The following is a 12,463-nucleotide window of genomic DNA, read 5'->3' as shown; positions in this document are numbered from 1 at the left end:
GGATGAGGGATGAGGGATGAGGGATGAGGGATGAGGGATGAGGGATGAGGGAGGAAAAGTTTCGCTGCGGTGTTGAAATCTTCTGTCCCCCAGCCAATTCTGATGAACTTTGAGACAAAAATTTCAGGTCAAAGTCTCTCACTCGTGGGTGATTTAAGGTGGCGACCCGAATCTGCGATCAGAGCGTGAAACTTTCTTGTTCGGAACACGATCGTTCCGCTTTCAAATAGAACAATTGGGGTTGGGAGGGCGATCGTTCCGCTTTTAAATAGAAGCATTCCGCTTTTAAATAGAACGATTGGGGTTTGGGAGTGAATCGTTCCGCCCTTAAATAGAACGATTGGGGTTCGAGGAGTGAATTGTTCCGTTTTCAAATAGAATTGTTCCGTTTTCAAATAGAACGGTTGGGGTTTGGAGAGCGATCGTTCCGCTTCACGAAATGAACTTAGCGAATTGCCAGCCGGGATTAGGAGCTATTTAATCCTTGATCCTTAGCTTTGGTTGGTGACGGGGTGTTGACCATAGAAAGGGAGGACTTCTGACCAGAGCGATCGCTCTCCCCGACTCCATTTCAGATGGGCGAGTTCTAAAAGGTTTGTCACCTGTTCGCCTTGATGAGGGTCTGCTTCCACAAGATGATAAGGGGTTGAATAAGCTGAGAGCGTCTGGTGCCAGAGGTCAGGAGTCATCACAGAATCAGGCAAAACCGCCGTCAAATTGTCTGAAGTCGCTTGATAAAGAGCGGTATAAAGTTCGCCCCGTTGGGCTGGCATCTGGATGGCGATCGTTTCCTTGGTCGAGCGATGGGCATAAGCAACGACGGCCAGACTCGACACCCCAAAGAGCGGAATTTCTAACTGTTGTGCCAGAGTGCGGGCGGTGACCACTCCAATGCGCGTTCCGGTAAAACCACCGGGGCCGATCGCTACTGCAATAAATCCGAGATCTGTCCAGGTTTGAGGGTGCAAAAAGTCTGACAGCATCTGGTGCAAATAGTTGGAGACTTCACGCCCTAGATCCCAAACTTGATGTCGAGAGTCTTCCACAAAATCGCTCAAGGCCAGTCCCAAATCTGGGCTGCTGGTATGAATAGCCAATCCGTATTTTTTCACAAAGCTATTGTTGAGATTAAAGACTGGTTTTTGATTGTCACACAATTCAACTTGGAATCAACCTCAACTCGACAGAAATTCTTCGCTGCCGTTGCAACTCTAAGAGAGCTAGATGAGTCCCCCATTCATCATCAACTTTGAACTAAAATTTCTTGCCTCAAAGTTCCCCAAAATTGGCAGCTTGGAGGGCAGAAGATCTTAACAACGAGGCGAAGATTCATCAAACTGACGCTTTATTAAATTCACGATTTTTGAGCCTTCTCTCAAAGTCCCAAAATTGCCAAAAGCTCCAAAAACACGCCATTTGTCCACCCAAACCCCACCTCATTAGAAGAGTAGCCAAACAAAATCTCTTGAGACACATCGGACGAGCAGCTACACACATCATATTTTTCGACCAGCGTCCCCTGTTTTTCAAATTCCTGAACCAGCAGCGCCACAAATTTGCGAGCAATGCGATGGCCCGCTTCAACATAGCCATATCGACACAACCCCTGCACCGCGATTAACTGCAACGGGGCCCACCCAAACGGCGCATCCCACTGATTGCCACTGACGCAAGTGCTGGTCAACAACCCGCCCGGAGCCTCAAAGCGATCGAGATTCTCAGCCACTCGCTTGGCCTGTTCGATAGAAGCAATTCCCACCCACAGCGGATAAAAGGTGGTCGCAAACTCATAATAGCGGCGAGTTTTGGTGTCTAAGTGATAGTCCAAATACAGCCCAGCTTCCTGATCCCAGAGAAACCGATCGATGAGTTGGTGTCTTTGATGGGCCCGATCGCGCCACAGGTTCGCCGTCGTCTCCTGATTGAGAATTTGATAAATCTGCGCGGTGTCACACTCCATTTGGTAGAGCAGCGCATTCAGACAAACGGGCGCATAGTGAATGATATCCACACTAAAGGGCCCAAACCGATTGGAGATGTCAAAGCCCGACTCGCGCATAGAACAATCTCCCGTGTAAAACAGTTCTGTCAATCTGTCTTGGGCACGATCGTAGTAAAGCGTCACATCATAATCAGAAATATTGAACTGGCGATAGTAGGCGCGAACTCGATCGTAGTGAGTCCTGCCCTGGTCATCTTTTTCATCAAACACAACTTCTGGAAGCGGCTCTTTAGCAACGGCGTAAAAGCGTGAAAGTCCCATATCCGTCGATCGCGGAGACACCCTCCAATACTGGTAAAAGCGCTCAACAGCAGGCAATAACCCCTCCAACCACACGCGATCCTGAGTTTGCTCAAACAACGCGAGAACCATCCGCGTCAAAACAGGAGGCTGCGATCGACCCAGCATATAAGTGCGATTAGAATTCAAAACCGTACCGTAATGCTCAACTTCATAGACCAACTGTTCGACCATATTTTTGGCCAGGTCAATCTGACCATCGCGCAACAGACCCAACTGCATAAAGTAGCTGTCCCAGCCGTACATCTCGTTAAATCGTCCCCCCGGCACCACGTAGGCATGAGGCAAGTACAACAAGCCGTGTTCTTGAATTTGCGCTCGGTCAGGCAGTTTACGCAACTCAATCTGGTTCCATTCTTCAGGAGAAAGCGTTTTTTTGAGTTGACGAGCGATCGCATCGAGATCTTCTTGCTGCGACAAATAGACAATCCAGGGGTTGCCCCATCGATGCTCAACTTTAGAATCTTGGGCCGCTTGTAAAAGATGAGTGTGTGACCGCGTTAGGGTTTCCCAGGTCTGCTGAATGTAGGCTCTGACGGACTGAATCTGAGCATCAGACGGAAAAATTGGACTCAAAACTGAAGAATCAGTAGTCATTAGTTCCACTCGCCGCATAAAAGACTTCTGGATCAGAGATGAATTTTTAGCGATCGTCACCTATCTTTAGAGCGGAGGCAACTCGCGATTTTCTGACTGCTTTTGAGTTATCGAAAAGTTTCCTGATTTTACTCTGGCTTGCGGAATACTATTTACAGCAGTTGTATCAAAAGACACTGAGCCGACTCTAAAATTTAGCTAAACACCCACCGTGCCGAAAGCTACCCATCCTGTGGTAATCTCGGAGGAGTTTTCCTGAAGATCATCGTCACAATGTCCTAAATCTGCCTGTCAAGTACCGAGATTGGTAATTCTCAGGAGGGAATAATATGAAGCTTTAGTTAAGCTGATCAACCGGGCAGTATATAGATTGTATTAAGTGACTTCAATTACACCTGATGCCTTCGTACCTCCGTTAAGATCAACAGTAACCTTACCAAAAAAGAATAAGGTTTATGAATTTATACTCAGTTGGCTCGCGGTTGTCTGGTTTGTTTAGTTTGTCTTCAACCCCCCTCTCCAAAAGGAGTCGCACTGCATTGATGGCCCGATTTAACTCATTCAACTCCGAGAGTTGGCGATAGGAGCGTAGGTAAGATGAGTACTTGGTCAACATACCGCAACCGTGAAATTACTCAAGAAGAACAAAGACTCTATGATCATCTGTTAAGCGCTGTCCAGGTCGAATCACCAGGGCAACTCATCGATCGCTTTCGCAACCTATTTATCGAGGGCATCAGCTACCCCAACCCCCAAATTTTGAGTGATCTCGATCAGATTGTTGCGGCCAAAGATTCTCTACAAGACTTCAAATTTGTCCTCAATCGCTGCTGCCATATTTTGGTCAATCGCTGGCAGGCTCGTCCTCAGTCACACGTCGCGATCGCCGCCCTGATCGACGTTTTAGAATCTTCCCCCACTCGCCTTGTGACCGAGTATTCGCGCACCCGCATTGTCAAGCAGCTACGAGAACTGGTCAGACAGTTTCTAGAAACCGAGCAGTATTTGACGCTCAAACGGCTGGCGCGAGTCCTGGTTCAATCTGCTGAAGTGGGTGGGTCTGACCAGTCACCGTTGGGGAGCTTGATTCGACGCTATCCCTACCTCTATGAGCATTGTCTGGTCAGTGAAGGTAGCCCTGATGAGCATCAAGACTCAGTGCGAAAACTTCAGACTCAGGTGCAAAAGCAGTACGAAGTTGACCTATCTCAGTATGTGACCTACCAGGTGCGTCGGGGTCAAGCTCAACCTGCTCGTATTATTCAGCCTGTCAAAAATCCGACGCTGCTTGACGATCGCGAACTGCATTTTGCCCTTCAGCAGTTTGTTGGTAAAGTCGAAGGCGCTTATACGCATCGAGAGTTGGCTCAACGTTTCTTAGTTCACAGTCATCAGACGCAATCCTTTCAGGCGTTTAAGGACGACCTTTACCAATACATTACGGCGGCTGTCGATCCGGAATATGGGCGGCGACAGTTTAACAACCAGCTTTACAACCAGCTAACAAACACCCTCCCCGAAAGCAATCATCAGCCGCTCAACGACTTTCTCATGGTGAGAACTTGTAGCCAGTTGCTCAATTTTCTAGTAGTAGACAATCCTCAACACCCGCATCATTTTGTCTTCGTCGATTTGTTGTCAAATATCGGCCCTACGCTGACCACCAGCCTGCTGCTGAGAATTGTGTTGCTCTGTCGTAAAGTCAAGCCCTACTTAGAAAAGCGCTTCTCAATTTTGTTTAACCACTACGAATCTTACACGCGCGACTGTGTGCAGTGGCTGATTGCCGCTATGGAAAATCTACACGTTGCCCTTAGCACCAACTTTAGTACGATCAATTTGTGTTTTGTCAATCAGCTAGTTTAGGGCAGGCGTGACGGCCTTGAGTCAGACCAAAAGTTTCTCATTGGAGTCAAAATCGCCTTAGCCTGCAAAAGAATCACAGGAGGACTCCCCTCCCTAGAACGATCGCAACCGTTACAGAGACCTAATTTTGTGCTAACGTTTCCATTGGTAGGGTTTTAGATTGGGAATTTTATGCACAGTTCCGCGTGGGTGAGTGTCTTGAAGGTAGACATCCAGGCGTTTTTTTGTGTTTAAAACTCGTGGCAAACATTGCGCTTCCAACCTGAATTTGCCCATGCCATTTTTCAAAACATCCACACGCTACTTACTTGATCGAGGGAGAATCAGGAATGACCCAGGTGGTTTTAGGTGAAAACGAAGGCATCGAATCCGCTCTGCGACGCTTTAAGCGACAGGTTTCTAAAGCTGGAATTTTGGCAGATGTGCGATCGCGCCGTCATTTTGAAACACCGATCGAAAAACGCAAACGCAAATCAGTCGTTGCTCGTCGAAACCAACGCTACCGATAAGTCCGGGGTTGCTAGGATTGAGAAGAATAAGTCTGTAATCTGAATGCGATTGCAAGGTTTTTGGTTGCACAATTTTCAGAGGCAGTCCTTTTGTCATTCTCAACGCCCTCACGCTGAACCCCCATGTCTGACCCGATCGCTGATTCTGGCAACCTGGATGCGCTTCGTCCCGCGCTGACTCAAGAACTGGATGAAGCTATCTTTAGCTTTGATGAAATTCAGACTGAGCTAAACTACAAGCGAGCAACTCATGCCCTGCGCGATCTCGTCAAAAATCTCGACCTGACGGATCAAGAACGATCGGGTCTAGAACCAGAGATCAACGGGCTGGCAACCATGTTGGACAAGCTCGATCGCCTCGTGGTGCATATTGCCGCCTTTGGAATGGTGGGGCGGGGCAAGTCTTCGGTGCTAAATGCGCTGTTAGGTCAGAAGGTGTTTGAGACGGGGGCGATTCATGGGGTGACGCGATCGCAGCAGGCGGCTCAGTGGAGTGCGACGTTTGAAAGCCTGGAAGGGACGGAAAGTTCGATTCAAAGAGTCAGTTTGCCTAGCCTTGATCACGCTCAAATTGAACTGATTGACACCCCTGGCATTGATGAAGTCGATGGGGAAACGCGGGAAGTTTTGGCGCAAACGGTGGCCCAACATGCGGACTTGCTGCTGTTTGTTGTGTCGGGCGACATGACCAAAGTTGAATATCAAGCGCTGTCTGAACTGCGAGAGTTTGGCAAGCCGATGTTGTTGGTGTTTAACAAAATTGATCAATATCCTGAAGCCGATCGCCAGAGCATCTACGAAAAAATTAGAGATGAGCGGGTCAAGGAGTTGCTGACTGAAGATGAGATTGTCATGGCTGCCGCCTCTCCATTAGAAGCAAGAGCGGTAAAGCGGGCAGATGGGCGGATGTCAGTGCAACTCAGTGCAGGCGAACCCCAGGTTGAGGCGCTCAAGCTAAAGATCTTAGAAGTCTTGCATCGAGAAGGCAAATCGCTCGTGGCGTTGAATACGATGCTGTATGCCGACGATGTAAATGAGCAGGTGGTACGGCGCAAAATGACGATTCGCGATCAAAATGCCAATCAGATTATTTGGAATGGCGTGATCACGAAAGCGGTGGCGACGGCTCTCAATCCGATTACGGTGTTGGATATTGTCAGCAGTGCGGCGATCGACGTGGCGATGATTCTAACAATGTCAAAACTGTATGGAATTAGCATGACCCAGCAAGGCGCGATCGGGCTGTTGCAGAAGATTGCGATCGCGATGGGTGGCATTACTGCCAGTGAATTGTTAGCAAATCTGGGGTTAAGCTCTCTCAAAGGAATGTTGGGTTTGGCGGCTCCCGCAACGGGGGGACTTTCGCTGGCTCCTTATCTCTCGGTAGCGATGACGCAAGCAGGCGTGGCAGGCGTTTCGTCCTACGGAATTGGACAGGTGACTAAGGCTTATCTCGCCAATGGCGCTTCTTGGGGGCCGGATGGGCCAAAAGCAGTCGTCACCAACATTCTGGCTTCTCTAGATGAGGCTTCGATTCTCAGTCGGATCAAAGATGAGCTACGCGCCAAACTGGATCTTCAGAGTCGAAAAGCGGACGTGAATAGAGAAAGCTAGTCTTTCGGCATTTCTCTACTGCTCCACAGGCTCCCAGCTAATTCATTGCCGTTGCCTGCTCTCCCGATTGCTTGTGAGAGATCCGAGTTATGCTCAAGAGCAATTTCACGGATCAGATGTTAAGTGTTTTGTGACATTTCGTTAAATACCTGATTAGACTTTAGTAGAATCTTATTTATTGAACCGACTCGGAGCTTTTCTCATGCCCAGCGATCGTTTGATACACTTTCAAGAGCGTCTTGAGCGCCTCTATGAGCAGCTTGAAGGGCTAGAGACTACCTTAGATGTTGCTCGCGATGAAGATAAACCAGCTCTTCGGCAGAAGATTAAATTAAAGAAAAAAAACGATATTCAACCCGTTCAACAGGAATATTGGTCACTCCTGCGAACAGAGGTAGCTACGCTCACACCTCAAGAACCTGATGCTCAAGCGGTGATTGATGTAGTTGCAGAGGAAGTCACTCAAATCGAGAGCAACCCCAGTGTCTACCCAGACGAGTTGCTCCAGCAAATACGGGCGATTCGAGATAAGCTAGATCAACCTGGGACTTCAGCGGCACTGAAGATTAAACCTGTGATTTCGCTGCTGCCACCAGGGATTGGGTTAGCGATCGAGGGCGAGTTAGATACGGAGAACTTTTTGCGGAAAATTTTTCCCCCCTTTACGAGGTTGGTGAAGGGTGCAAAAAAGTAGATTCCCCCGGTTCAGAATTTTTTGGTGATCGGGGGGCAAGTTTTGATACGGAAAAGGTTGAGGCTTATCGTAAGAAACTCAACGAGCTTGTTTGTCACTATCCATCCACATTCGTCTTATTCAAACGAAAAACATTAGATAGACTGCGGGAAAAGTCAGAATTACCCGGAAAAGTACTGGAAGAAGTTGAAACTGAGGTTCTAAATTTTCACAACCCCTTCAAGCTTCTAAAACGTAATTTTTTCATAGTATTGCTTTTAAGTCTTGGTTGTGTTGGTTTAGTTGGGATAATGCGTTCTCAAGGATTCCTACAAGATTGTGAACTAAAAGCTTATGATTTCTTTACAAGGCTGCGCCCTCTTGAGAAGGAATTAGATGAACATATCTTGATCGTTGAAATAACAAAAGACGATCTTAAAGAAAAGTCAATAACAAATAAAGAGTTAGCGGATTTACTGAGTAAGCTGCAAAAGTATAAACCAAGAGTCATAGGTTTGGATATCCACCGTGATGAAAGTGACAAAGAAGTCAAACAATCATTACAAGCGGAAAATGTTATTGCTACTTGTATAGCGACGGGTGGCAAGCCTAGTCCTGCCTCAGACCGTACGACTCCTCCATATAAAGATTTTCCTGAGAACAGGCTTGGTTTCGCAAATTTTCCACAAGACAAAGATAATATATATCGACGACAACTCCTTACTCTTCCTTTACTGGCAGGTGCAACCTGTAATACAAGATTTTCCTTGAGCTTCCAGATTGCACTTGCATATCTAGAGAAGGATGGAATCTTACCTGATACTGCGTCTGGGGAGCAGATTAAGCTTATTCGCACTAAGGAATTACAAAATTCTTCCGTTCTCTTTCAACAATTGAAAGAACCATCAGGTGGATACGAAAATGAAGAGATGCCAGGCTATCAGATATTGCTTAATTATCGACCTTCTATATCAACAGGAGAACCTTTTCGTAAAGCTACATTATCAGAGATTACTGGAAACAGGTTTGATTCTAAGTGGATAAATGACAAAATTGTTCTCATTGGTTATCGACTCGAAGATTCAAATGAAAATCCTGACACAGGCTTAACCCCTTATAGCTTTAGCGAATCTCCGCCCAAACTAGTACCAGGTGTTGTTATTCATGCTCATGGAATAAGTCAAATCATTGATGCAGCCTATGGTGAGCGTTCGCTTCTAAAGGTTTGGTCGCGGTGGATTGAGTTTTTATGGATTCTTGTCTGGGCATCAACGGGTGGTGGTGTAGTTTTGTTCTTTTGGCATCCATTCCACTTACTTGCTTCAATTACAACTGAAGTACTTGTACTGACAGTAGTTTCTATCTGGTTGTTTCAGATAATTTGGGTGCCATTCATTCCATCTACTTTAGCTGTTTTACTGACACATCTTGTAGCAGTAGCCTATATTAAATTGCAAAGACGAGATTGGAACTTATGATCTAGCTATGCTCAAGATAATTACAGTATTTCAGAAGAAGCTGATCTTAATCGTGTTAATACTCGCCACCATTTTTTTGTCTGGTTCGGGTGAGGCAAGTCAAGAATCAAACAAAAAACTTTTTGCGAGTAACTTGAGAGTTGGAAAATTATCAGAAATAAGATTTTATTCACCAGCAGAGCAGGCGAGTTTCCTGGCTCAACAAAATCGGCGAACTTGGAACCCTCCAAAGGGAAAGCAACCTTCTTCTCAATCAATATGGTCGCGGTTGAAAGGTTTAATTAGGAGGGGGACTTGCCGTAATCTGGAATCTCCACTCACAGTCTTGTTGCCTCTTACCCAAAAGACCTCACAAGGCTTCAAAGATTCTTTTGGCTTAACAGTTACTAATTATCCAACTTTCTGGATTTATGTTCCCCAGCTACCTTCTGAAATAAAAATAGCAGAATTTAAGATACAGGATCAAGATGGCAATGATTTTCTAGCCGAGCCAATCCTAGTTGATTTATTTGGAACAACATTACCTACTAATTCTTCTGCTGATTTCAAGCAGCCATTTCGTATTGTTCTTCCCAGAACCTTACAAACTGAAACTCATCCTCATATTATAGGGATTTCATTGCCTCCTGAAGTGAAAAGTTTATCGTTTGGGGAATTTTATCACTGGTACCTTTCAATTATCTGTGATTCTCGAAGACCTTCTAGAAACCCTAATGTAGATGGATGGATTGGAGTAATTCAGCCTGATCTAGATCTCGAAAACGAAATAGCAAAGGTAGGAAATGATTTAGAACGTAGCCGAATATACGCAAGGGAGGGCATCTGGCACGATACATTAACGACGCTGGCAATACTGCGTTGTAAAGAACTCCAAAATCCTATCTTTGCTAGTGAGTGGTCTTCTTTACTTAGAGATGAGAGTGTCAGATTGAATGAAATTGCTGACAAATCTACATCTATTGAAAAATGCGAATTTCCATCAGAACAACTGAGTAGGGCATCAAAGCCTTGAGAAACTTCTAACGCCAGTCTCCCACTAACACATACGGTGCCCACTGAGAGGGTTTGTAAGTAAATTCTTTCTCTTGAAACCTCTGATCCTGCTCTTTAGAATCCATTTTCCCCAACATTAGTAACATGGAATTTCGGAGCGCTTGAGCTTTGGTTACTCCACCTTTCAACTCCTTATAAAACTGCTTCATGAATAATGCTGTTGCTGGATCGTCAATACTCCAGAGAGAAGCGATCGCGCTTCTTGCTCCAGTCCTTGCCGCCATACCTGCTATACCCAGCGTATCTCGGTCATCTCCTGTCGCAGTTTCACACGCACTTAAAACCAATAAATCAATTGGATTTTTGGTTTCTCGAAACAATTCTTGTAGTTTATCCAAATCGACTTTCGCATCGTTGGTGAGAATAAACGTCTCATCCCGGTTGAAGTTGAATTCTCCGTGAGTTGCTAGGTGAACAACATTGACCCCTTTCTTAAGCTCTTTCTTAAGGTTGCCGAGGGTAAATTCACCCTTAGTTAGGGGGGAAGAGCCTCCAATAACTTTTTTAATTTCATCGACCTCAGCGCCAGCATATTCCAACTTGCCAAAGTTTTTGTCTTTGGGTTGTTCAGTTAATGCAGCTAAAAGTACTCTGGGGTGTTTTGGGGGTCTTCTATTGGCAACCAGTAGTTGTAACCGGGGCGCGATCGCAACCGCATACTTCTCAATTAAATATTCCCTTTTATCCTCTAGGGCAGCCATTGGGATGTTTCGCAAAGCACCGTCCGGAATGAACAGCAAAGTCTGATTACGCTTGAGCCATCCTTTATCTTCCGCTTCTCCAAGTAACCAGCGATAAACCTCCCTGGACAATTCCTTGGTACTAGCTGAAACATAAGGCTGCTCCAATCGATATCTCAGTTGCCGAAGTTTCAGTTCAGCATCATCCCTGGTCACTGGAGTGGAATAATGTCCCAGACAGCGATTCTTATCACTCTGAATAGAACCAGAGGATGTTTCTGAGCAGGGTTTTCCTCTCTCAGATTGAGGCAATGAAAAAATGACTTCCAGACGATCGGGCAAAATAATCGGGTAAACAATAACGGCTGAGGGATCTTCATCTGCTAATTTGTCGGCGGATTCAGTAATCAGCAAGTCACATCCTAAAAAATTCTCTAATTCAGAAAGCTGTAATGCTTCAATTAAATCACGGGCTTTCTTAAGATTCTCTGGATAGTCATTGCCCGGTTGCAAAAGTAGGCTGACATATTCGCGGTAGACAGGTTGTACCTGATCTCGGAAAGAGAATTGAATCTCTGAGTCAGCCGATCGCAAATCCTTACGCATGGCTTCAAGAATCTTCACTGCCTTTTCATAGGCTACAACTGCCAACTGTGGATTTTTCTGTATCCTGCCAGACTGCCACAGTGCTTGATAAGCAATTTTCTGCCAGCGCCATTGGTCATCTGTAATAGAGCTAGAAATCTCCCAAGCACTCTTCTCGTTTTCCTCATTAGAGATAATTTCCAAGCTATTATCAGGGACAATCCTCAAAGCGCTTTCAGTCAATTCTTGGGCACATGTCAAAGGTTCTCTATTACAACTAAGACTCTCCTTACCTTGTAAAGCCTTTTGTACCTGGGGTACAAGCTTCTCATAGAAGTTTGCATGATAGACGAGTGCAGAAGCTTCCGTCTGCTTATTACCAATTTTTCTAGACATCTCAACAGCTTTTTCTAAAAATTCATCGATAGTTATGTCGGAAGGTTTGTCTAGACTCGGCGATGAAGGTAAGTTTTGTATACGTAGCAGACTCTTAGCGTAGTTGATTTGAGCATAAATAATGGCGCTGTTTTCAGAGGAGGTAGCAAGCCGCTCAATTGTCTTCGTAATTTTTAATAAGTTGTTAACTGTGTTTTGAAGATCTAACCAGCTATTCTGTTCCTGTGCTTTTTTAAGATAATCTTGGTCAATACCTCTGGTTGGAATCCAAGTTTCTTCTTGTAATTCTTCTATAACTGCTCTCAACCATTCATCTACCTCTACCACCAGACTTAATTGATTTAACTCTGCTTGAAGACAAGTAATGTTACACTTTGCCGTATCTTGTAGAATATATTTCTCATAATGGCTATTAGTCTCTTTTGCCCAATTTAGTGCCTTGTATAAATCCTTTAAATCTCTTGTTCTTTTATAAAGCTCTCTTTTTTCACCGAAACATCCTCTTCGTTCTTTTACTGACATCTTCTGTTGATTGTCATCACAACTTTGTTGAGCAATTGGACTTTCTGCTGATAATCCTTGATGTACGCTTTGGAATACCAATAGTCCTACTAAAGCCAAGACTACAATTGCTAAACCACGAACCAAGCGTCGGCTGTAAAAGTAGTTGAAAGTATTTTCAAATCTGTCAGCTAAAAAAGATCTCATAC

General features: G+C 45.2%; 9 protein-coding genes. 6 read left to right on the top strand and 3 right to left on the bottom strand.

Going from position 1 to position 12,463, the window contains the following annotated elements; genetic code table 11:
* Positions 1-491: 491 nt before the first annotated feature.
* Both tsaB and ACKFKH_RS21800 read right to left on the bottom strand, forming a co-directional pair.
* Positions 492-1,097, bottom strand: coding sequence for a tRNA (adenosine(37)-N6)-threonylcarbamoyltransferase complex dimerization subunit type 1 TsaB (gene tsaB, locus ACKFKH_RS21805; RefSeq protein ID WP_446860457.1), 606 nt, complete (start codon positions 1,095-1,097; stop codon positions 492-494).
* A gap of 278 nt (positions 1,098-1,375) precedes the next feature.
* Positions 1,376-2,899: a trehalase family glycosidase gene (locus ACKFKH_RS21800; RefSeq protein ID WP_446860456.1), complete on the bottom strand. Its 1,524-nt coding sequence runs from the start codon at positions 2,897-2,899 to the stop codon at positions 1,376-1,378.
* 597 nt (positions 2,900-3,496) lie between these two features.
* Between ACKFKH_RS21800 and ACKFKH_RS21795 the strand changes: the two genes are divergently transcribed.
* The 6 genes from ACKFKH_RS21795 (at position 3,497) to ACKFKH_RS21770 (ending at position 10,051) form a co-directional block, all read left to right on the top strand.
* Positions 3,497-4,765, top strand: coding sequence for a hypothetical protein (locus ACKFKH_RS21795; RefSeq protein WP_446860455.1), 1,269 nt, complete (start codon positions 3,497-3,499; stop codon positions 4,763-4,765).
* A gap of 329 nt (positions 4,766-5,094) precedes the next feature.
* A complete protein-coding gene (rpsU, locus tag ACKFKH_RS21790; protein WP_446860454.1) occupies positions 5,095-5,274 on the top strand; it encodes a 30S ribosomal protein S21 in 180 nt (59 codons plus the stop codon).
* A gap of 123 nt (positions 5,275-5,397) precedes the next feature.
* Positions 5,398-6,888, top strand: a complete 1,491-nt coding sequence (locus tag ACKFKH_RS21785) for a GTP-binding protein (protein ID WP_446860453.1) — start codon at positions 5,398-5,400, stop codon at positions 6,886-6,888.
* A 202-nt stretch (positions 6,889-7,090) separates the two neighbouring features.
* Positions 7,091-7,582 (top strand): hypothetical protein, encoded by a 492-nt coding sequence (locus ACKFKH_RS21780; RefSeq protein WP_446860452.1) that lies wholly within the window; start codon positions 7,091-7,093, stop codon positions 7,580-7,582.
* Between the two features lie 290 nt (positions 7,583-7,872).
* Positions 7,873-9,039, top strand: a complete 1,167-nt coding sequence (locus tag ACKFKH_RS21775; protein ID WP_446860451.1) for a CHASE2 domain-containing protein — start codon at positions 7,873-7,875, stop codon at positions 9,037-9,039.
* A 7-nt stretch (positions 9,040-9,046) separates the two neighbouring features.
* Positions 9,047-10,051, top strand: a complete 1,005-nt coding sequence (locus tag ACKFKH_RS21770) for a DUF928 domain-containing protein (protein ID WP_446860450.1) — start codon at positions 9,047-9,049, stop codon at positions 10,049-10,051.
* Between the two features lie 7 nt (positions 10,052-10,058).
* Here ACKFKH_RS21770 and ACKFKH_RS21765 read toward each other — a convergent pair whose 3' ends face one another.
* A complete protein-coding gene (locus tag ACKFKH_RS21765; protein ID WP_446860449.1) occupies positions 10,059-12,461 on the bottom strand; it encodes a CHAT domain-containing protein in 2,403 nt (800 codons plus the stop codon).
* Between the last annotated feature and the right edge of the window lie 2 nt (positions 12,462-12,463).

The sequence above is a fragment of the Phormidesmis sp. 146-20 genome, assembly GCF_052939475.1.
The sequence above is the reverse complement of the archived record's forward strand: the minus strand, read 5'-3'. Positions and strand labels throughout refer to the sequence as shown.